General features: G+C 70.9%; 21 protein-coding genes, 2 tRNA genes and 1 pseudogene. 11 read left to right on the plus strand and 13 right to left on the minus strand.

The genetic code is table 11. The features are described 5' to 3' along the window. Positions 1-124 precede the first annotated feature (124 nt). Positions 125-201: transfer RNA gene (locus ACQP10_RS34005), tRNA-Ala, on the minus strand. Positions 202-519: 318 nt separating this feature from the next. Between ACQP10_RS34005 and ACQP10_RS34010 the strand changes: the two genes are divergently transcribed. The 3 genes from ACQP10_RS34010 to ACQP10_RS34020 are packed head-to-tail and all read left to right on the plus strand — an operon-like array spanning position 520 to position 1,904. Further along, positions 520-915 carry an ArsR/SmtB family transcription factor gene (locus tag ACQP10_RS34010; RefSeq protein ID WP_346018875.1) on the plus strand — a complete coding sequence of 132 codons (396 nt, stop codon included), beginning with the start codon at positions 520-522 and terminating at the stop codon, positions 913-915. Then, a complete protein-coding gene (locus ACQP10_RS34015) occupies positions 848-1,330 on the plus strand; it encodes an SRPBCC domain-containing protein (RefSeq protein ID WP_433540370.1) in 483 nt (160 codons plus the stop codon). The genes ACQP10_RS34010 and ACQP10_RS34015 overlap by 68 nt, the downstream gene beginning before the upstream one ends. Beyond that, positions 1,317-1,904, plus strand: a complete 588-nt coding sequence (locus ACQP10_RS34020; protein ID WP_346018873.1) for a TIGR03086 family metal-binding protein — start codon at positions 1,317-1,319, stop codon at positions 1,902-1,904. Before ACQP10_RS34015 ends, ACQP10_RS34020 begins: the two co-directional genes overlap by 14 nt. Positions 1,905-2,031: 127 nt before the next feature. On the opposite strand, the gene sepX is transcribed toward ACQP10_RS34020, so the two are convergent. The 6 genes from sepX to galU form a co-directional block, all read right to left on the minus strand. Then, a complete protein-coding gene (gene sepX / locus ACQP10_RS34025; protein WP_386151200.1) occupies positions 2,032-2,715 on the minus strand; it encodes a divisome protein SepX/GlpR in 684 nt (227 codons plus the stop codon). Positions 2,716-2,839: 124 nt separating this feature from the next. Further along, entirely contained in the window at positions 2,840-3,493 is a 654-nt protein-coding gene (locus tag ACQP10_RS34030; RefSeq protein WP_179825727.1) for a GNAT family N-acetyltransferase, read from the minus strand. A 367-nt stretch (positions 3,494-3,860) separates the two neighbouring features. Continuing rightward, positions 3,861-4,334, minus strand: a complete 474-nt coding sequence (locus ACQP10_RS34035; protein WP_346018870.1) for a MogA/MoaB family molybdenum cofactor biosynthesis protein — start codon at positions 4,332-4,334, stop codon at positions 3,861-3,863. A 42-nt stretch (positions 4,335-4,376) separates the two neighbouring features. Continuing rightward, entirely contained in the window at positions 4,377-4,847 is a 471-nt protein-coding gene (gene moaC, locus ACQP10_RS34040; protein WP_179825729.1) for a cyclic pyranopterin monophosphate synthase MoaC, read from the minus strand. Then, entirely contained in the window at positions 4,844-6,031 is a 1,188-nt protein-coding gene (gene glp, locus ACQP10_RS34045; protein WP_433540371.1) for a molybdotransferase-like divisome protein Glp, read from the minus strand. Before glp ends, moaC begins: the two co-directional genes overlap by 4 nt. Positions 6,032-6,039: 8 nt before the next feature. Further along, positions 6,040-6,939, minus strand: coding sequence for a UTP--glucose-1-phosphate uridylyltransferase GalU (gene galU, locus ACQP10_RS34050; protein ID WP_179825733.1), 900 nt, complete (start codon positions 6,937-6,939; stop codon positions 6,040-6,042). 25 nt (positions 6,940-6,964) lie between these two features. Here galU and ACQP10_RS34055 point away from each other — a divergent pair, with 25 nt between their 5' ends. From ACQP10_RS34055 to ACQP10_RS34065, 3 genes and pseudogenes are all read left to right on the plus strand, one after another. Continuing rightward, positions 6,965-7,537: a 5-formyltetrahydrofolate cyclo-ligase gene (locus tag ACQP10_RS34055; RefSeq protein ID WP_433540372.1), complete on the plus strand. Its 573-nt coding sequence runs from the start codon at positions 6,965-6,967 to the stop codon at positions 7,535-7,537. 379 nt (positions 7,538-7,916) lie between these two features. Next, the gene (locus ACQP10_RS34060) at positions 7,917-9,422 is read left to right on the plus strand and encodes a potassium/proton antiporter (RefSeq protein WP_346018867.1); all 1,506 of its coding nucleotides are present in this window, start codon (positions 7,917-7,919) and stop codon (positions 9,420-9,422) included. Between the two features lie 324 nt (positions 9,423-9,746). Beyond that, positions 9,747-9,887: pseudogene (locus ACQP10_RS34065) on the plus strand (FmdB family zinc ribbon protein); the annotation flags it as partial. A 14-nt stretch (positions 9,888-9,901) separates the two neighbouring features. Here ACQP10_RS34065 and ACQP10_RS34070 read toward each other — a convergent pair. After that, positions 9,902-10,057 carry a hypothetical protein gene (locus ACQP10_RS34070; RefSeq protein ID WP_376770526.1) on the minus strand — a complete coding sequence of 52 codons (156 nt, stop codon included), beginning with the start codon at positions 10,055-10,057 and terminating at the stop codon, positions 9,902-9,904. 168 nt (positions 10,058-10,225) lie between these two features. Between ACQP10_RS34070 and ACQP10_RS34075 the strand changes: the two genes are divergently transcribed. Both ACQP10_RS34075 and ACQP10_RS34080 read left to right on the plus strand, forming a co-directional pair. Continuing rightward, the gene (locus ACQP10_RS34075) at positions 10,226-11,035 is read left to right on the plus strand and encodes an S-methyl-5'-thioadenosine phosphorylase (RefSeq protein ID WP_189246378.1); all 810 of its coding nucleotides are present in this window, start codon (positions 10,226-10,228) and stop codon (positions 11,033-11,035) included. Between the two features lie 157 nt (positions 11,036-11,192). After that, positions 11,193-11,795 (plus strand): flagellar biosynthesis protein FlgA, encoded by a 603-nt coding sequence (locus ACQP10_RS34080; protein ID WP_433540373.1) that lies wholly within the window; start codon positions 11,193-11,195, stop codon positions 11,793-11,795. 84 nt (positions 11,796-11,879) lie between these two features. Here the strand turns inward: ACQP10_RS34080 and ACQP10_RS34085 are convergent, their stop codons facing one another. Together ACQP10_RS34085 and ACQP10_RS34090 are read right to left on the minus strand one after the other, a co-directional pair. Next, positions 11,880-13,031: a D-alanyl-D-alanine carboxypeptidase family protein gene (locus tag ACQP10_RS34085; protein WP_433540374.1), complete on the minus strand. Its 1,152-nt coding sequence runs from the start codon at positions 13,029-13,031 to the stop codon at positions 11,880-11,882. 174 nt (positions 13,032-13,205) lie between these two features. Further along, positions 13,206-13,754: a hypothetical protein gene (locus tag ACQP10_RS34090; RefSeq protein WP_346018864.1), complete on the minus strand. Its 549-nt coding sequence runs from the start codon at positions 13,752-13,754 to the stop codon at positions 13,206-13,208. Positions 13,755-13,909: 155 nt separating this feature from the next. On the opposite strand from ACQP10_RS34090, the gene ACQP10_RS34095 reads away from it, so the two are divergent. From ACQP10_RS34095 to ACQP10_RS34105, 3 genes are all read left to right on the plus strand, one after another. Further along, positions 13,910-13,982, plus strand: a tRNA-Arg gene (locus ACQP10_RS34095). A 249-nt stretch (positions 13,983-14,231) separates the two neighbouring features. Continuing rightward, complete coding sequence (locus tag ACQP10_RS34100; protein WP_433540375.1) at positions 14,232-14,906, plus strand: HAD family hydrolase; 675 nt, start codon at positions 14,232-14,234, stop codon at positions 14,904-14,906. Between the two features lie 28 nt (positions 14,907-14,934). Beyond that, on the plus strand, positions 14,935-15,411 hold the full coding sequence (locus ACQP10_RS34105; protein ID WP_433540376.1) for an NUDIX hydrolase: 477 nt from the start codon (positions 14,935-14,937) through the stop codon (positions 15,409-15,411). Positions 15,412-15,455: 44 nt separating this feature from the next. Here the strand turns inward: ACQP10_RS34105 and ACQP10_RS34110 are convergent, their stop codons facing one another. Genes ACQP10_RS34110 through ACQP10_RS34120 form a run of 3 tightly spaced genes read right to left on the minus strand, consistent with a single transcriptional unit; the run spans position 15,456 to position 18,389 of the window. Continuing rightward, a complete protein-coding gene (locus ACQP10_RS34110) occupies positions 15,456-16,823 on the minus strand; it encodes a tyrosine-type recombinase/integrase (RefSeq protein WP_433540377.1) in 1,368 nt (455 codons plus the stop codon). Then, the gene (locus tag ACQP10_RS34115) at positions 16,820-17,014 is read right to left on the minus strand and encodes a helix-turn-helix transcriptional regulator (protein ID WP_433540378.1); all 195 of its coding nucleotides are present in this window, start codon (positions 17,012-17,014) and stop codon (positions 16,820-16,822) included. Before ACQP10_RS34115 ends, ACQP10_RS34110 begins: the two co-directional genes overlap by 4 nt. Next, positions 17,001-18,389, minus strand: a complete 1,389-nt coding sequence (locus tag ACQP10_RS34120) for a replication initiator (RefSeq protein ID WP_433540379.1) — start codon at positions 18,387-18,389, stop codon at positions 17,001-17,003. Before ACQP10_RS34120 ends, ACQP10_RS34115 begins: the two co-directional genes overlap by 14 nt. Positions 18,390-18,464 lie beyond the last annotated feature (75 nt).

Consider the following 18,464-nt stretch of genomic DNA (forward strand, 5'->3'; position numbering starts at 1 on the left):
GTCGGCGACCAACACACCGCATAACCGACTGCCACATGCATGATCGATGGCTTGTCGAACTGCCACATAGATCCTGAGCAACAAAAAGACCCGGTTCCACAAGCTGGAACCGGGCCCTTCACCTTGGTGGAGATGAGGGGATTCGAACCCCTGACCCCTTCGATGCGAACGAAGTGCGCTACCGGACTGCGCTACATCCCCAAGACCTGCACTAGGTTAGCAAACTTCTGGAGCCGCTCGCGCCACCCGAGTGCGGGTAGATCGAGGGGATCGCGCGGGAGGCGGGAAGAGGCGGCGCGGTGCGGCGGGAAGCCGCAGGCAGCGGCACCCGGGCCGGGTACCGGTCGCGCGGTACGGCGCGGGAGCAGGTCGTTCGGCGTGAGCCACATCACGGTGCCGGAGCCGGTGACCCGAGACGGTCGGCATCGGCGGGGAACGAGGCTTTCAACCGTGGGGTTGATAGATGGATGATCTACGGCCTATGATTCTTTCAACCGTTGAGTTGAAAACCGGAGGGTGATGAGCACGGACGCGCTGTCCCGGGTCTTCGCCGCCCTCGCGGATCCGACCCGGCGTGACATGGTCGCCCGGCTCTCGGAGGGCGACGCGACCGTGAGCCGGCTGGCCGAGCCGTACCGGATGACGCTGCAGGCCGTCTACAAGCACCTGCGGGTGCTCGAGGACGCCGGACTCGTCAGCCGGCCGCCGGGGCCGCAGCCCCGGCCGGTGCGCCTGGAGGCCCAGGCATTCGACCTGATGGACACCTGGATCGAGCGCCACCGGAGCCGCGTCGAGCAGCGCTACCGCCGCCTTGACGCCGTCCTGGCGGAGATGAGGGGAGACGAGCATGAACAGGATCATGGAGACGGCCATCGAAGCCGATCCGAGACTGCCGGTCATCCGGATGACGCGTGACTTCGCGGCGACACCCGGGCAACTGTTCCGCGCCCACACCGATCCCGCGCTGTTCGCCCGGTGGGTGGGTCCTGACGCCACGGTCACCCGGATCGAGCACTGGGACGCGCGCACCGGCGGCAGCTGGCGGTACGTCTCGGCGCACGGGGGCACGGAGTACGGGTTCCACGGCTGTTTCCACGAGATACGGCCGGACCGCATCGTGCAGACCTTCACGTTCGAGGGCGATCCCGACGGGGTCGCGCTGGAGACGCTGTGGTTAGAGGACCTGGGCGACGGCCGCACGCGGCTGCGGACGCAGTCGCTGGTCGACAGCTTCGAGAGTCGTGACGCGTGGCTGCGCGGCGGCATGGAGGTCGGTGTCGGCGAAGGTCACGCGAAGCTGGAGAGGATGCTCATCGATGGCACTGTCTGAACACCCGGCCGAGCGGCACCGGCAGATCGCCGGACTGTTCACCGACCGGGTCCGCGGCACCCGGTCCTGGGACGCGCCGTCCCCGGTCGCCGGCTGGACCGCCCGCGACGTCGTGCGTCACCTCGTCGAATGGCTGCCCGGGCTCCTCGCCTCCGGCGCCGACGTCGACCTGCCCCGCGGACCGTCGGTGGATGAGGACCCGGTCGCCGCGTGGCAGACGCACCGCGACGGTGTGCAGGCGGTGCTGGACGACCCGGAGACCGCGCACCGGAAACTCACCAATCCGCACATCGGCAGCCTGCCGCTGGACACCGCGATCGATCAGTTCTACACCGCCGACGTGTTCATGCACACCTGGGACCTGTCCAGGGCCACCGGCCAGGACGACCGGCTGGACCCCGGCTTCTGCGCCCGGCTCCTCGCCGGGATGGAAGAGATAGAGCAGGTCCTTCGCTCCTCCGGCCAGTACGGCGCCCGGATCAGGGTGCCCGATGACGCGGATGTCCAGACCAGACTGCTGGGTTTCATCGGCCGGAACCCGTTCTGGCCGGAGCCGGTGAGCCGAACGTCCTGACCGGGGCCGGTGAACCGAACGTCCTGACCGGACCGGGGGCCGATGGAAGCATGCCGGAACCGGAACCGGAACCGGAACCGGAATCGGGAACGGGCGAGGTCTCCGGTGGACGCCCCACCGACGGACGTCAGTCGCCGACCGCGCGGCGCGGTGTCTCGGCGTACTGGTCGAACAGTTCGTCGCGCAGCGCGGTGAGGTCGATGACCTCCGCCACCGGCCGCCGGACCTCCAGCTCGGCGCGCCGGCGGGCGCGCCTGGCACGCTCCGCCCTGGCCAGGGCGGCGGCTCTGCGCCGTTCGGCGTCGACCCTCACGGCGGTCCGCAGGACCATCAGGTAACCGGCCAGGAGGACGACCGAGGGGGTTATCCCCCACCAGGGGATCACCCCGGTCGCGGCCGTCACCACGGAGGCGAGGAGCAGCAGCACGCACCACAGCGTCAGCCGCCTGCGCTTGGCCACCTGGGCGGCCCTGCGCCGCCGTTCGGCGCGCCGGCGCTCGGCCGCGGACCGCGGGAGCCGGTGGCCGGGCGCTGCGGAGGAGGTGTCACCGGCCACATCATCCGCGTCGGCGGGGGGCTCGGCGCGCGTGTCACCGCCCCCGTCCCCATCATCGGACACCCGCGCGGCCGTGCCGTACGGCTCGGCGACGGTGACGGCGTCGGCATCGACGTCCGCCACGCCGTCGGCATCGGCGTCAGCGCCGGATTCGGTATCGGTGTAGGCGGGCCGGTCACGGCGCAACCACATGGGCACGAGCACGCACAGCCACATCACCACGATGGCCAGATAGAGAAGGACGCTCCCGCTCACGGCCACCTCCGGGCAGCACGAAAGCGCCGCTGGTCCGCTGGCGCTCTCGATGTGCTCACGTCACGCACCGTAAGACCGCGTGTCACTATTTGACGAGTATTCGATGCGGTGTGTCGCGAGATCTTCAAACCTCTTCGTGCGGAGCGCCTCCGTGCGCCGCCGCCTCGCGGTCCCTGCGCCACCTGGTCAGCAGCCCTCTGGGCACATCCTCAACGGTCAGCGCATAACAAATATGGTCACGCCAGGCACCGTCAATGTGCAATTGCCGACGTCTGATGCCCTCTTCCCGGAAACCGAGCTTTTCAACCACTCTACGACTCGCGTGATTTTCCGGACGGATATTCGCCTCGATGCGGTGCAGGCCGGTGGTGAAGAAACAGTGGTCGACGGCCATGGCCACGGCGGTGGGGATGATGCCCCGGCCCGCCACGGCGCTGTCCACCCAGTAGCCGACCTGCGCGGACCTGGCCGACCCCCAGACGATCGCGCCGACGGTCAGCTGCCCGGCGAACGCCCCCCGGTAGGTGACGACCCAGGGAAGCGCCAGTCCCTGCCTGGCCTCCCGGCGCAGCGTGGCGGTCATCGACACGTAGGGGCCGAGCCCCGTGCGGAACAGGGGCGTCTCGGGGTTGCTCGGCTCCCAGGGACGTAGCCAGTCGGCATTGCGCAGCCGCGACTCGCGCCAGACGCGCACATCCCTCAGCCGCAACGGCCGAAGCCCCACGGGTCCTTCCGTCAGGGTCACCGGCCAGCCACGTAGTCGATCCACGCCTTCCATCATCCTCCCAAGGCGTGCCACCGTGCCACGGACTCTCTTCCCCGGCTCGGCCCGAGCGGCACCGGCCCGCCCGAACGGCCCTGAACCGGCCCGAGCAGCCCCGGACCGTCCGAGCAGTCCCGGTCCGCTCCGAACGGCCTCGGCCGACCCGAGCAACCCCGGCCCGCCCAAGCGGCCCGCCCGACCCGAACGGCCCCGGCACGGCCGGAACAGCCCCGGGCCGGCCCCGGTCCCGGTCCCGAGAACCAGGCCCCGGCCCCGGTTTCCGGCCTCCGCCCCCGGCGCGCCGCCCGCCGTACCGGCGGGGTCCCCCCCCATACCGGCGGAGTCCCCCCCAGTAGCGGCGGGGTCCCCCGGGCCGGCACGGTCAGCGTGGGTGGTCTCCCCCGCGGATCTGGTCCACGACGTGCCTGAGGATCGGCGCGAGTACGGCCATGCCGTCGCGGACCCCGCCCGAGGAGCCCGGCAGGTTGACGACCAGGGTGTTCCCGGCCTGCCCGGCGAGCCCCCGGGACAGGATCGAGGTGGGCACCCTGTCGCGGGAGGACTGGCGGATGGCCTCGGCGATGCCGGGGACCTCCCGGTCGAGCACGCGGCGCGTCATCTCCGGGGTCAGGTCGGCGGGTGTCAGGCCGGTGCCGCCGGTGGTGACGATCACGTCGTGACCCTCGGCCACCCCGGCCCGCAGCGCCTCCTCGACCGGCTCGCCGTCGGGCACCACCCGCGGGCCCGTCACCTCGCACCCGGCCTCGGCCAGCAGCTCGGCGAGCAGCCTGCCGGACCTGTCCTCGTACACCCCCGCGGCGGCCCGGTTGGACGCCGTGATCACCAAAGCCCTCACCCGATCACCCGGTCCTCATCCGCGTCTGCTCAAGGCGGCCGGTCACGGGCGGGTCCAGACCCCGGTCTTGCCGCCCGTCTTCTCCTCCACCCGCACGTCGGTGATCACCGCCGCCGGGTCCACCGCCTTGACCATGTCGATCAGCGCGAGCGCCGCGACGGAGACCGCGGTCAGCGCCTCCATCTCGACGCCGGTGCGGTCGGCGGTCTTCACCCGCGCGGTGATCTCCACCCCGTCGTCGGTCACCGCCAGGTCGACCTTCACGCCGTGCAGGGCGATCGGATGGCAGAGCGGGATCAAGTCGGGGGTGCGCTTGGCGCCCATGATCCCCGCGATCCGGGCGGTGCCGAGCGCGTCACCCTTGGGGACCTCCCCCGACCGCAGCAGCGCGACCGCCTCGGCCGACAACAGCACCTTGCCGGTGGCGGTGGCCGTACGGGCGGAGACGTCCTTGGCCGAGACGTCGACCATGCGGGCCGCGCCGGTCTCGTCGATGTGTGTGAATCCGCTCACAGCGGGATGACCTCCACATTCGATCCCTCGGGCAGCTCGGTGACGTCCTCGGGGACCGCGATCAGGGCGTTGGCCGAGGCGAGGGCGGCGAGCTGGTGCGAGCCCTGCCCCCGGACCGGCGTGACCGTGCCGTCGTGGCCGAGCACGGCGCGCAGGTAGGACCGCCTGCCCTGCGGCGAGCGCAGCGGCGCGGTGGTCACCCCCCGAACGCTGTACGGAGGCCCGGCGGCCAGGCCGCGCATCTTCAGGAGCGCGGGCCGGACGAACAGCATGAACGACACGAAGGACGACACCGGATTGCCGGGCAGCGCGAAGATCGGGATCTGGTCCTGACCCACGACGCCGAACCCCTGCGGCATGCCCGGCTGCATCGCGACGCGTTCGAAACGGACCGTGCCGAGCGGCGAGAGCGCCTCCTTGACGGGCTCGTAGGCGCCCATCGAGACGCCGCCGCTGGTGATCACCGCGTCGGCCCGCAGCAACTGGGCGTCGAGCTGGTCGAGGAACCGGGCGGGGTCGTCGGCCACGATCCCGGCGCGGTAGCCCTCCCCGCCGGCCTGCTGGACGGCGGCGGCCAGGGTGTAGCTGTTGGACTCCCACAGCTGCCCGGCCTCCAGCGGCGCGCCGGGTTCCACCAGCTCGGCGCCGGTGGAGATCACCACGACCCGGGGGCGGGGCCGTACCAGCACCCGGCGGCGGCCGACCCCGGCGAGGATGCCGAGCTGCGCCGGTCCGATGGGCGTGCCCACCGGCAGTACGGCCTGACCCGCGGAGACGTCCTCGCCCGCGCGGCGGATGGCGTTGCCCTCCGGCGCCTGCCGGTCGATCCGCACTTCGACGGTGCCGCCGTCGGTCCACTCGACCGGGATCACGGTGTCGGCGCCCGGCGGCACCGGGGCTCCGGTCATGATCCGTACGGCCGTGCCGGGGCCGACGGCGAGCGTCTGGCCGGCGCCGGCCGCGATGTCACCGAGCACCTGCAGCTTCGCCGGCACCGTCGCGAGGTCCTCGGCCCGTACGGCGTAGCCGTCCATGGCCGAGTTGTCGAACGACGGCAGTGGCACCGGGGAGGTGACCTCCTCGGCGAGGGTGGTGCCCAGCGCCTGGTCGAGGTCGACCTCCAGCGGCGCGAGCGTCCGCACGGTCCGCAGGATGTCGGAGAGGTGGTCGTCGACCGTTCTCATGGGATGGTTCATCGAGACGCCAGGAATTCCTTCAGCCAGGGCAGGAAGTCCGGTCCGAGGTCGGGCCGGTCCGCGGCGAACTTCACCACCGTGCGCAGGTATTCGAGCTTGTCGCCGGTGTCGTAGCGGCGGCCGCGGAACAGCACGCCGTGGACCGGGCCGCCCTCGTCCTCGCCGCGGCCCGCCAGGGTGCGCAGCGCGTCGGTGAGCTGGATCTCGCCGCCGCGGCCGGGCCCGGTGTTCTCCAGAACCTCGAACACGGCCGGGTCGAGCACGTAGCGGCCGATGATGGCCCAGTTGGACGGCGCCTCGTCCGCCGGCGGCTTCTCCACCAGGTCCGTCACCCGCACCACGTCGTCGTCGGAGGTGGGCTCGATGGCGGCGCAACCGTACAGGGACACCTGCTCCTGGGGCACCTCCATCAGCGCGATGACGCTGCCGCCGTGGGTCTGGCGCACCTCGATCATCCGCTTGAGCAGCTCGTCACGCTGGTCGATCAGGTCGTCACCGAGCAGGCAGGCGAACGGGTGGTCACCCACGTGCTGCTTGGCGCAGAGCACCGCGTGGCCGAGGCCGCGCGGCTCGCCCTGCCGCACATAGTGGATGGTCGCAAGGTCGGCGGGCTCACGCACCTTGGACAGGCGCTCGTCGTCGCCCTTGGCCTCCAGCACGTCCTCAAGTTCGATCGCCCGGTCGAAATGGTCCTCGATAGAACGCTTGTTCTTCCCGGTCACCATCAGCACGTCCAGCAGACCGGCGGAGACGGCCTCCTCCACGACATACTGGATCGCCGGCTTGTCGACGATCGGGAGCATCTCCTTGGGGGTCGCCTTGGTCGCGGGCAGGAAGCGCGTGCCCAGCCCCGCGGCGGGGACTACGGCTTTGGTCACAGAATGGAAGTCGGTCATAACCGAAACCATAACGGAGGCGTCTGTGGACAAGTCGAGGCTGCGGTCGGTCATCGAGAGCGCGCGGGCCGCCGTTCCCGGCGACGCGCGGCACGCGGCCTCCGTCCGGATCAGGGATGCCCTGCTCGACCAGCCCTGGGTGCAGATGGCCGGATTGGTCGCCTGTTACTGGTCGATCGGCGCCGAGCCCGAGACCCACGGCCTCGTCTTCGCGCTGTGGAAGCACGGCGCGACCGTGATGCTGCCGGTGCTGCGCGACGACGACGACCTCGACTGGGCGGTGTACGACGGCCCCGACACCCTCGCCCCCGGCCGCTTCGGGATCATGGAGCCGGTCGACACCCGGCGCGGCGTCGACGCGATCCGCACCGCCGCCCTGGTCATCGTGCCCGCGCTGGCCGTGGACCGCGCGACCGGCGTACGGCTCGGCCGCGGCGGCGGATCCTACGACCGCGCGCTGGCCCGGGTCGGCCCGAACGTGCCGACGGTCGCGCTGCTGCACGAGGGTGAGCTGATGGACGGCGTGCCGGCCGAGCCGCACGACGTGCCGGTCCGCTACGCGGCCACCCCGGAGGGGATCGTCCGCCTGGCGGGATGAGCCGTACGGCCCCGCACCGGGAAACCGTTCGCCTGGTGGGGAGCCGTACGGCAGGGAGGCGAGAGGCCGAAGCGCCGCACGCCGGGGAATCGCCCGTCTGATGGGGTGAGCCGTACGGCAGAGAGCCGAGAGGCCGAAGCGCCGTACAGCCGCCATCCGCCTGGCCGGATGAGCCGTACGGCCGCATGCCGGGGAACCGTCCGCCTGGCGGGGAGCCGTACGGCAGAGAGCCGAGGGGCCGAAGCGACGTACGGCCGCGCGTCGAGGGGACCGGGTGAAGCGTGCGCCCGGACGTGCGGTACGGCTCGCCCCGAACGGGTGAGCCGGAGCAGTGGGCCGAATACGACAGAATGGTCGCCGAGGTAGGAGAGGGGGCCAGATGAACGTCGACGTCTGGCTTCTTCTGGGCGCCGGCGTGGTGATCGCGGCCATCGTCGCGGTGCGCGTCGCCCACCGCACCGGCCTGCCCAGCCTCCTCATCTTCCTCGGCATCGGTCTGCTCGTCGGCGAGTCCGGCCTGGGCCTGCAGTTCGAGAACCCGCAGCTCGCCCAGCAGATAGGGCTGATCGCCCTGGCCGTCATCCTCGCCGAGGGCGGCCTGACCACCAACTGGAACCACGTCAAAAAGACGGTTCCCCTCGCGGCGGTGCTCGCCACCGTCGGCGTGGGAGTGAGCATCGTGGCCGTCGCCGTACCGGTACACCTGCTGCTCCAGCTGGACCTGCGCACCTCCCTGATCATCGGCGCGGTGCTCGCCTCGACCGACGCCGCGGCGGTCTTCTCCGTCCTGCGCCGGCTGCCGCTGCCGCGCCACCTGGCGGGCACCCTGGAGGCCGAGTCCGGATTCAACGACGCCCCCGCCGTCATCGCGGTGATGCTGCTGAGCACTGCGCGCTCGCCCTCGCTGGGGCACGCGCTGCTGGAGGTGGTCGTCGAGCTGACGGTGGGCGCCGCCGTCGGTCTGGCGGTCGGCCCCCTGGGCGTGTACGCGCTGCGCCGGATCGCGCTGCCGGCCTCCGGTCTGTACCCGATCGCCGTGCTCGCCCTGGCGTTCGTCGCCTACTCCGGAGCCGTCCACCTGGGCGGCAGCGGCTTCCTCGCGGTCTACCTCGCCGCGCTGATCATGGGCAACTCCCGGATGCCGCACCGCGCCGCCACCCGGGGGTTCGCCGAAGGAGTGGCCTGGCTCGCGCAGATCGGCCTGTTCGTCATGCTGGGGTTGCTGGCCAGTCCCTCGGAGATGCCGTCGGCGATCGTCCCGGGGTTGGTGGCCGGGCTCATCCTGGTCGCGGTGGCCCGGCCGCTGTCGATCGTGGTCTGCTCCTTCCTGGTACGGATCGCCCGGGTGGACCGGCTCAACTGGCGCGAGCAGGCCTTCCTGTCGTGGGCGGGACTGCGCGGCGCGGTCCCCGTCGTGCTCGCCACCATCCCCTGGGCGGCGAGCACGGCCGGCGACGGATCCGCCAAGCTCGTGTTCAACGAGGTGTTCGTCATCGTGGTCGTCTACACCCTGATCCAGGGGCCGACGCTGCCATTCGTGGCCACGCGGCTCGGGCTGTCCAGGGTGGACGAGGCGCAGGACCTCGAAGTGGAGTCGGCGCCGCTGGAGGAGCTCAACGCCGACCTGCTGCAGATAAAGGTCCCGCCGACCTCCAAGCTGCAGGGTGTGGAGATCTTCGAGCTCCGGCTGCCCACCGACGCCCAGGTCACGCTGATCGTCAGGGACGGCCGGACGTTCGTGCCCACCGACACCACCAGGATCAAGGTGGACGACCAGCTCCTGGTCGTGACCACCGCCGCCTGCCGCGACCCGGTCGAGCGGCGGATCAGGGCGATCAGCCGCCGGGGCAAGCTGGCGGGCTGGTTCGGCGAGCTCGGGCACTGACGGGCCGACGCCTTCCCTGACCAGTCGGCACCTCCATGACCGGCCGACGCCTTCCCTGTTCGAATGACGCCTTCCCTGGCCGGCCGATGCCTTCCCTGGCCGGCCGATGCCTTCGCTGACCAGTCGGCACCTTCGCCGACCGGCTGGCGCCTTCGTGGCCGGCGGGTGCTTCGCTGACCGGCCGACGCCTTCCCTGACCAGCGGGTGCCTTCGCTGACCGACGGAATGGCAAGGGCCCGACTCGCGTTCACCCCTGTCAGCCGAATACCATTAGCAGTCGCGTCTGTAGAGTGCCAACCGGCGTGAACCAACGAGGAGGAGCGCGTGCCCACTTACCAGTACGCCTGCAACACGTGCGGCAACGAGTTCGAGATCGTCCAGAAGTTCTCGGATGACGCCCTGACCGAGTGCCCGTCCTGCTCCGGCCAGCTCCGCAAGGTGTTCTCGGCGGTCGGCATCGTCTTCAAGGGCTCCGGCTTCTACCGGACCGACAGCCGGTCCTCCTCCTCCAGCACCGTGGGTTCCTCCAGTTCGTCGAGCTCCTCCGGGTCGTCGAACTCCTCGGACTCCTCGGGGTCGTCGAGCTCGTCCGGCGAGTCGAAGCCGTCCGGCTCCTCGTCCGAGTCGAAGAGCACCGCCTCCACCCCGGCGAGCAGCTCGGCCCCCGCCGCCTGAGCCCGTCCGCTCCCACCCGGGAGCGGACCCGCGGCAGTCGTCCACAGGCGCGGCTCGGCGCCCGCCCGTTGTCCACAGGCACGGTCCGGCCTCATCGCCGGGCCGCCGGCCGCGCTAGTCTCGGCGCCATGGTCACTCGCGCGGAAATCGGGGTCATCGGCGGCTCCGGCTTCTACTCCCTGCTCGACGACGCCACCGAGGTCGAGGTCTCCACGCCCTACGGCCCGCCCAGCGACGTCATCACCGTCGGCCGCATCGGCTCCCGCACGGTCGCCTTCCTCCCCCGCCACGGTCGCGACCACCGTTTCGCTCCCCACCTCATTCCCTACCGCGCCAATCTGTGGGCCCTGCGCTCCCTCGGCGTCCGCCAGGTCCTGGCCCCCAGTGCGGTCGGCTCCCTGCGCCCCGAGGTGGGTCCCGGCGCCCTGGTCGTCCCCGACCAGCTCGTCGACCGCACCTCTGGCCGCGTCCAGACGTACTACGACGCCGACGGCGTCGTGCACGTCGCCTTCGCCGACCCCTACTGCCCGGCCGGGCGCGCGGCGGCCGTCTCCACCGCCCGCTCCGCCCAGTGGGATCTGGTCGACGGCGGCACCCTCGTGGTCATCGAGGGCCCCCGGTTCTCCACCCGCGCGGAGTCCCGCTGGTTCAGCTCCAACGGGTGGACGATCGTCGGCATGACCGGCTTCCCCGAGTCGATCCTCGCCCGCGAGCTGGCCATGTGCTACACCTCGCTGTCCCTGGTCACCGACCATGACGCCGGGGTCGAAGCAGGCGAGGGCGTCACCCACGAGGAGGTCCTGGCCTTCTTCGCCGCCAACGTCGAGCGCATGCGCTCCCTCGTCACCGAGGTCGTCACCGCCCTCCCGGAGGAGCGCGCCTGCCCGTGCTCCAGCGCCCTCGACGGCCTCAAACTCCCCTTCGACCTCCCCGAGTGACCATCGCCGCCGTGCGGTGACGGCCGAGAGGTCGCCGGAACCGCACGGTGCCGGCGGAAAACACCGTCTCCGCCGTACGGCCCCGCTGTACGGCGGGACGCTGCCATCACGGGTACCGCGCCACCCGGCTCTTCCAACTCTCACGATGGAGTCCGTCATGCGCGCGTTCCGCCGCCTTCTCGGCCGCTACCACCGCCTCGCCGCCACCGCCGTCGCCGCCCTGGCCGCCGCCTGCGCCGTCGTCGCGCTGCGGCCGGAGACCGCCTCGGTGACCGTCCTGGTGGCGGCCAAGAACCTTTCCGGAGGCGTGCTGACGGCGCGCGACGTCACCACGGCCGCCTTCCGGCCGGGGACGGTCCCCGACGGCGCGCTCCGGCCCGGCGTTCCGGTCGCCGGGAAGGTGCTGGCCGGGCCGGCCCGCCGGGGGGAGCCCATCACCGACGTCCGCCTCCTCGGTCCGGGCCTGCTCGCCGCGCACGGCCCGGGAACGGTCGCCACGCCGGTCCGCGTCGCCGACTCCGAGGCTGCCCGGCTGCTGTCGACCGGCGATGTCGTCAACGTCCTCGCCGCCTCCGCCACCTGGGAGGGCGCGGTCCCGGCCCGGGTCGTGGCCGAAGGGGTCACCGTCCTGGCCGGTCTCGGCGACCGGTCAGATCACGGTGCACTGGTCGTGCTGGCCACCACCGCCGAGCAGGCCGTCAGGCTGGCCTCGGCTCAGGCGGGCGGCCACCTGTCGATCACCATCGGCCCGCGCGGATGACAGGGCCGGCCCAGACCGGCCGGTCCTCCGCCCAGCCCGGGAGAGCCGGGAAAACCGAGGAAGACGGGAGGGCCGGGGAGGACGTCACAGCAGCGACCCGAGCTTGGGGTCGTACTCCCAGTGCCAGGGCTCGAAGGGGCTCACGTAGGCCCACTTCGGGTGGAACCACCCGTACTTCTTGCTGTTGGCCTCCACCCAGTTGAACTGGGGCGACCGGAACTGCTGCACCCCGCCGCACAGGTCGACGGCGAGGCCGAGACCGTGGTTGCTCCGCCCCGGGACGGCCGCGAAGCCCGGGCGGCGGTAGTAGACCGACTGCTGCTCGGCGAGGCTCCGGTAGCTGTCGGTCACGCACATCGGCTTGCCGAACTGCTTCTTGTACGCCTCGTTCATGCTGATGAACGCGAGCGCCGCGTCCCCGCGCAGCTCGCTGCCGGGCTGCGGGAGCGGGCAGAGGTATGCCTTGGGGATCAGCCCGTTGGAGAACTGGTCCGACATGCCCACCTGGACCGGGTTGCATCCCTGGGCCGGCTGGCCCGACTTGTCGACCTTGACGCCCAGCTTCACCAGCGCCTGGGTCAGCGACTTCACGATCTTTCCGGACCGGGCCCGGAGCGCCTCGATCTCGGCGTTCGCCTGCGCCTCGGACAGCAGCCTGTCGGCCCGCAGCTCCTGGGCCTGGGCGGCCAGCTTCTCGCGCTCGGCCTGCAGGCGGCTGCTCTCCGCCAGAATGAGATCCCGTTCGGCCACGATCTGGGTGACGTCGGCCATGGCCTGCAACGTCGCGTCGTTCGTCTCCCCGGACAGGAAACCGGCCAGGTCCCCGCCGGTGGGCTGCTGGTAGAGCAGGCCGACGATGTCCGACAGCGGCTGCCGCATCTGGGCGAAGGCGCGGTCGGCGGCCTGGAGCTCGCGCAGCTTGTTCGACAGCTCCTTCTCCGAGGCCCGGATCTTGGCCTGCCGGTCCCGGAGCGCCTTCGTGGCGTCTTCCAGCTCCTTGGTCGCCTTCTCGGCCTCGCGGCGCAGCTCCAGGAGGCTCGTCGGGTCACGGCGCAGTTCGGCGGAGGCCGGGAATCCCGCCTGGGCCTGGGCGGAGACCAGGGACCCAGACTGGGCCTGAGCGTAAACCGGAGAACCCGGCTGGGCCTGGGCGGAGATCGGGGACCTCGACTGCTCCTGGGCGGAGGCCGGCGGTCCGGATCGTGCCTCGGCGGCCCCGGGGATGAGGGAGGTCATGGTCGCGACAACGGCGATCAGACCCGCTGATCGACGAGGTGGCACTTTACGACCCCTCCGTTTGCGAACTCGTGACCTGGGTCAGGCACGCACGTTACTACAGCTCCCCAAGTGTCCGAGCCAGAGACGGTGCAGCCGTTATGCGCGGAACTCACCTTTTGTCAGCCTGCTGCCTCAAGCACCCTCCCGCTCCTGTTCCTCGCACACCTCCCACAACCAGGTCCCCCACCACTCCTTCGGACACTCGAACACGGCGTCCGCGCTCTCCGGCCGCGGCGTCCCCGACACCTCGGGCGTCGGCTCGGCCTCCGGCCGCGGCGTCTCGGTGGGCTCCGCCGTACGCTCGTCCCTCGGAACGGCCACCCTGGGGGCCGTCAGACGCGTCCTGGGCTCCCTGGCGACCTCCACCGGGCGGCGCGGCCGGGCCACCACGACCCCCGGCATCCACCCCTCGTACACCCGGTCGGGCCGAGGTGGAGGAGGCACCCACCTCGGCCCGAAGGCCGCGTCCGGAACGGGGACGACCACGTACGGCAGAGCCGCGATGACGCCCCCCTCAGGCACCCCGCCGACGCCGGCGTCCCGGACGGCCTCGCCGTACCCGGTGAGGTCGGCCACCAGCAGCCCGGTGGCGAGAAGCGCGGGAGCCAGCATCGCCCCGCAGAGCACCAACGGCCGCAGCGCGCGACGCTCCCGGCTGCGAACAGGTCGCCGTTCGATCACGCAGCGTGACAATAGCCAGGCCCGCCACGCGGCCACGCCGCCACTTGCCACGCTTTTACCGCAGCTCAGCGAAGGGATGACGCGCCCTTCGCCCGCCACCCGCCCACCCGGCGCGCACGCACGCCGAACTTTCGCTACCCTTGGAGGGAGTCCCTGCCTCCGTAGCTCAGGGGATAGAGCACCGCTCTCCTAAAGCGGGTGTCGCATGTTCGAATCATGCCGGGGGCACTCTTCTGACCAGCGATCACGCCCTTGACCTGGGCGTTCGCGTCTTCCCTCCATCCGGTTCCATGCAGCCGTGTGCCACGGTGGGCAGCCGTATGTCAGCGGCTGTGGGATATGCGTGGGATGGATCTTGGAGCGTTTCCGCAGGTCGTCTCTCTTCCCAGTGGGCCGCGGCACCGATCCCACAGCATCGGCCGGCGGCCGGAGCACGGGGCTACAGGGCGAAGCCGGCCCCGCCTAGGATCGGGCCTCGTGCAGCGATTGGCGCTCTTCGACCTGGACAACACACTCATCGACCTGGACGCCGCCTTCCTGCTGTGGGCGGAGGAGTTCGCCGAGGAGCATCGGCTCAGCCGGAAGGCCGTCGACCACCTGGTCAAGCTGGACCGCAACGGCCTGCCCCACCGCGAGCTGTTCTTCACCAAGGTGCGCGAGCGGTTCAAGCTGTCCGCTCCGGCAACGGAGCTGTGGGCCGCCTACCGCCGGCGGATGCCCCATCTCGTCGAGTGCCGCCCCGAGGTCAAGGCCACGCTGGCAGGTCTACGCGCGTCTGGATGGCGCGTTGGAATCGTCACCAACGGTACGGCGGACAACCAGCTCGGCAAGATCCAGCGGACAGGCCTGGTCGATGTCGTCGACGGCTACGCGCTCTCAGGCGTCGAGGGCATCCGCAAGCCCGACGTCGGCCTGTTCGAGATCGCCGCCAGACGATGCGGGATGAGCCTTGCCGATGGGGGTTGGATGGTGGGAGACCACCCTGTCGCGGATATCGACGGAGGACGGGCAGCCGGCCTGCGTACGGTCTGGATCGACCGCGGGACGCACGCCGACCATGAATGCTCCCCGGACCATGTAGTCAGCGATGTGATCCAAGCGGCGGACGTCTTGCGCGACATCGACGGACGACTTCCCAAGAAGCATCGGTAGCCGCGAACACACCAGTAGAGTCCTGACCATGGGCCGCCGGATCGACTTCTACGATGACCCCGCCGCGCCCAGGCCTAACAGCCTGGTTCCCTCGGTGAACGTCGTGGTCACCAACGAGGCAGGCGACATCCTGATGATCCGCCGCAGTGACAACGGCAACTGGGCCGTTCCCGGCGGTGCGATCGACCTCGGGGAGTCCCTGCCCGACGCGGCGGTCCGCGAGACGCTGGAGGAGACCGGGATCAAGTGCGAGATCACCGACCTCGTCGGGACGTACACCGACCCCAGGCACGTGATCCTCTACACCAGCGACGGCGAGGCCCGGCAGGAGTTCTCCATCGTGCTGGCCGGCCGAGCCGTCGACGGCGAGCCGACGCCGAGCGAGGAGTCCCGTGAGGTGCGTTGGATACCGCGGGACGAGGTGCTCTCCCTGCCGATGGACCGGTCAATGCGCCTGCGGATCGGCCACTTCCTCGAAGGCGCGAGCAAGCCGTACATAGGCTGAGGCCCCGGCGTGTGCCGGGGCCTGGAGCCGAGTCTCTATGAGGATCACTCGTCGAGGGCGCTGCTGATCTTCCCGTTCATCCGTTCCTGCTGGCCCTCCATGCACTTGGCGTAGACCCGGTGGAGGACCTCCACGCTGTGCCCGGCGCGCTTGGCCACCTCGGTGGCCGGCACTCCCGCGTTGAGCCAGAGGGACAGGGCGGCATGCCGCAGGTCGTAGGGGCGGGCGGCGAGCGGTGACCTCACCTGCTCGTCGGTGAGGGCGAGTGATCGAGCTTCCTGCCAGACGTAGGAGTATGCCGAGCTGGAGTAGGAGCCACCGTTGGCTGTCCGGAACAGCCGGCCGTCACTTTCGATGCCGTAGGCGTCGATGTGCTCTCGAAGGAGGACGACCAGAGCCGGCGGGATGGGGATCTCCCTGGTCTCCTTCTTCGCCCGGTGCTTGAGGCTGCGCGACTCGTGGGTCTCCCCCGAGTCGGTCCACCGCTTGTTCGCCTGCGGCCGTGCCTTCTCCAGGATGATCTGACCCCATCCCGATTCGGGCAAGGTGCAGTTCTTTAAACGGAGGTCCGCCGCTTCCTCCGGCCGTAGACCCGCGTAGTAGATGCAGGCGAACATGGCCTTGAGTCGAGCGCCCCGGGTACGGCCGACCTTCGGCATGGCGGCCAGGAGCTGCCTCGCCTGAGCCGGATTGATGACCGTACGGGGGTCGACGACGGTGACGGCCTTGGGCGGCTTCCACTTGATCTCGTGCAAGGGGTTGGTCGGGAAGATCTTCTGTTCCACCGCCAGCTCCAGGAGATGGTGAAGGATCGCCCGCTTCCGCCGTACGGTGTTGGCAGCGGCTTCCCCACCGTCGAAAGTGACCGAGATGGCGTCGAGTGCCATCCTGACGATCCGCGCCTCCTGGAGATCCGCCAGCGGAAGGGACGCCTTCTCCAGCCAGCGCAGCGCCATGGTCTGCGCGCGGGTCAGCGTCCCCCGCCGGCTCTCGGGAAGCAGCACGTGGTTACGTAGCACCTGCCGCAGCTCGTCGTCCTCCGGCCGGCCCAGAACGTCGACTACCAGCGCCGGAGTCAGCGACAGCAGCGCGTACGCCTCGGTTTCCCGCGTTCGGGGAGCCGTCGTGCGCCACCGGTTGACCACGTACGACTGCGCGAACTGCATGAAGGACGGCCCCGAAGGCTCGACATCCGCCAGCATCGAGACCGGCAACCCCGTGGCGACGTCGAACGCCTCTCCCTTTCTCGCCGCCTGGCGAAGGTCGGACAGGAAGTTCTCGGCCAGCGCCTTGGTCCTGAAGGTCTTGGATCGCGACTTGCTGCCGACCTTCCAGCGCGCTTCGAAGGACGGCGCCTTGCTGGACTGGTTCCGGCGGACTTCCCAGATGCGCACTTCATAGGTGACGGTCACGACGCCTCCCGCAGCGAGTCGAGCCACGCTTCCAGGTCGCTGCGCCGGACACGCAGCTCATCATTGGGGTACTGGATGCAGACCGGCGCCTTGCCGAGCTCCCGCCACCGGTAGAAGGTGCGGCGAGAGATTCCGTTCAGCACGGTGAGCACTTCGGGCACGGTGAGGAGCGAGTCATCAGACCGACGCATCGTGCACCTCCTCGGGCGCCGGAGACGCGGGTAGCGATCTCCCGGTCAGCGCCGCGGCGAGAACGGCGTCCCCGAGGGAGTAGCCCTGTCCGGCGTACTCCCAGTGGGAGATGACGAGGACGGTGTCCTCGTCGAAGAGCGGGAGCCGGCCGGTGTTGACGGCCTCGTCGCGCATGTAGTCGGCGCGTTCGGCGCGGATGTCGCCGAGGGTGGTGGAGTAGCGGCGGCTCTTGGTGGAGAAGTGGCCGCGGAAGCCGAGCATGTGCGCCCACTGGGCAAGACGGAGGTCGGCCAGCTCGTCGAGGGCGCCCAGGCGCAGGCACTCGGCGATGAGCCGCCGGGCGTGCTCCCGCAGCGGCAGGGCCGCCAGGTCGTCGAGGGGACTGACGCGCCGGTCGAGGGTGCCGACGCATTCGGCGGCCTTGGTGGCGTACTTGGCGATGTAGCCGGCCACCGCCTGATCGGTGAGGTCGCCGTCCAGGGTGATCGGGCGGACGTCGAGCTGAGTGCCCCAGCGCAGTACCCGCGCCGGTTCGTCCCCTGCGGCCGGGGCGGTGACCGTCACTGCCGAGACGGCGTGCCGTACGGCGTCGGCCAGGACGTCGGCGCTCGCCCAGGCCGAAGGCAATGAGGCGGGTCCGTCGGGGCCGTCGAGGCGGATGACGGCGTGGAAGTGGACGACGCCGCGCCGCTGGTACTCGGCGACCTTGGCGAAGGAGACCACGGCCTGCTCGCGCAGCTCCCGCACGGTCAGGCCCGCGGCCCTGGCGACGTTGCGGCGGAGCGCCAGGGTGAAGCGTCGCCACAGCTCCGGCGACAGGGCGTTGAAGAGGACCGAGCCCGCGTAGTCGTAGCAGTCCGGGCACAGCGGCTCACCGAGGCACGTCTCATCGGTGCCGTGCCGGGCGATGCAGGACATGACCCGCCCGTGCGGACAGGTCGGGGCGTCGCGGCGAGCGTGGCAGGGCAGAGGTTTGCCATTGCTTTCCCGCCGGGTGTGGACGGTGCCGAAGGAGGGGGCGGTGAGGGTGACGAACAGGCACGGGTGGCCGGTGACCGTCTGCGGGACGCCCTTGCCGCCCACCAGGCCGGCGCGGATGAGCTGGTAGGTGTCGGCCCGGTAGGTCTCGGCGCAGGCCGGGCAGCGGGAGGCCCGGCGGGTCTTGCACGGGACACGCAGGACGCCGTCCGGTTCGGTGGCGGTGGTGTAGGAGTGGAGCCGCTCACCGGTGGCGGGGTCGAGGTGATGGACGTGGCCGCGCAGGTGGATCGGCTGACGGCAGCCGCCGGTGGCGCGGATCTGGGCGGCCCAGCGGGCGTAGTGGGGATCGTGGAGCCGGGTGATGAGTCCGGCTATCGCGTGGGTGCTTGGCATGATGGGGTGCGTCCCTTCCGGGTCGAGAGGTTCGGTTCGGGATGGCCCCCGACGTGACAGACGTCTTGGCGGATG

The organism is Streptosporangium sandarakinum (genome assembly GCF_050942225.1).
In the GTDB taxonomy this organism is placed as follows: Bacteria; Actinomycetota; Actinomycetes; order Streptosporangiales; family Streptosporangiaceae; genus Streptosporangium; species Streptosporangium nondiastaticum.

What these genes read in the sequence shown, in the direction of transcription:
- ACQP10_RS34010 (WP_346018875.1), top strand. Translation starts at nt 520, where the DNA reads ATGAGCACGGACGCGCTGTCCCGGGTCTTCGCCGCCCTCGCGGATCCG.
- ACQP10_RS34015 (WP_433540370.1), top strand. Translation starts at nt 848, where the DNA reads ATGAACAGGATCATGGAGACGGCCATCGAAGCCGATCCGAGACTGCCG.
- ACQP10_RS34020 (WP_346018873.1), top strand. Translation starts at nt 1,317, where the DNA reads ATGGCACTGTCTGAACACCCGGCCGAGCGGCACCGGCAGATCGCCGGA.
- ACQP10_RS34030 (WP_179825727.1), bottom strand. Translation starts at nt 3,493, where the DNA reads ATGGAAGGCGTGGATCGACTACGTGGCTGGCCGGTGACCCTGACGGAA.
- glp (WP_433540371.1), bottom strand. Translation starts at nt 6,031, where the DNA reads ATGAGAACGGTCGACGACCACCTCTCCGACATCCTGCGGACCGTGCGG.
- galU (WP_179825733.1), bottom strand. Translation starts at nt 6,939, where the DNA reads ATGACCGACTTCCATTCTGTGACCAAAGCCGTAGTCCCCGCCGCGGGG.
- ACQP10_RS34060 (WP_346018867.1), top strand. Translation starts at nt 7,917, where the DNA reads ATGAACGTCGACGTCTGGCTTCTTCTGGGCGCCGGCGTGGTGATCGCG.
- ACQP10_RS34075 (WP_189246378.1), top strand. Translation starts at nt 10,226, where the DNA reads ATGGTCACTCGCGCGGAAATCGGGGTCATCGGCGGCTCCGGCTTCTAC.
- ACQP10_RS34080 (WP_433540373.1), top strand. Translation starts at nt 11,193, where the DNA reads ATGCGCGCGTTCCGCCGCCTTCTCGGCCGCTACCACCGCCTCGCCGCC.
- ACQP10_RS34085 (WP_433540374.1), bottom strand. Translation starts at nt 13,031, where the DNA reads ATGACCTCCCTCATCCCCGGGGCCGCCGAGGCACGATCCGGACCGCCG.
- ACQP10_RS34105 (WP_433540376.1), top strand. Translation starts at nt 14,935, where the DNA reads ATGGGCCGCCGGATCGACTTCTACGATGACCCCGCCGCGCCCAGGCCT.
- ACQP10_RS34115 (WP_433540378.1), bottom strand. Translation starts at nt 17,014, where the DNA reads ATGCGTCGGTCTGATGACTCGCTCCTCACCGTGCCCGAAGTGCTCACC.
- ACQP10_RS34120 (WP_433540379.1), bottom strand. Translation starts at nt 18,389, where the DNA reads ATGCCAAGCACCCACGCGATAGCCGGACTCATCACCCGGCTCCACGAT.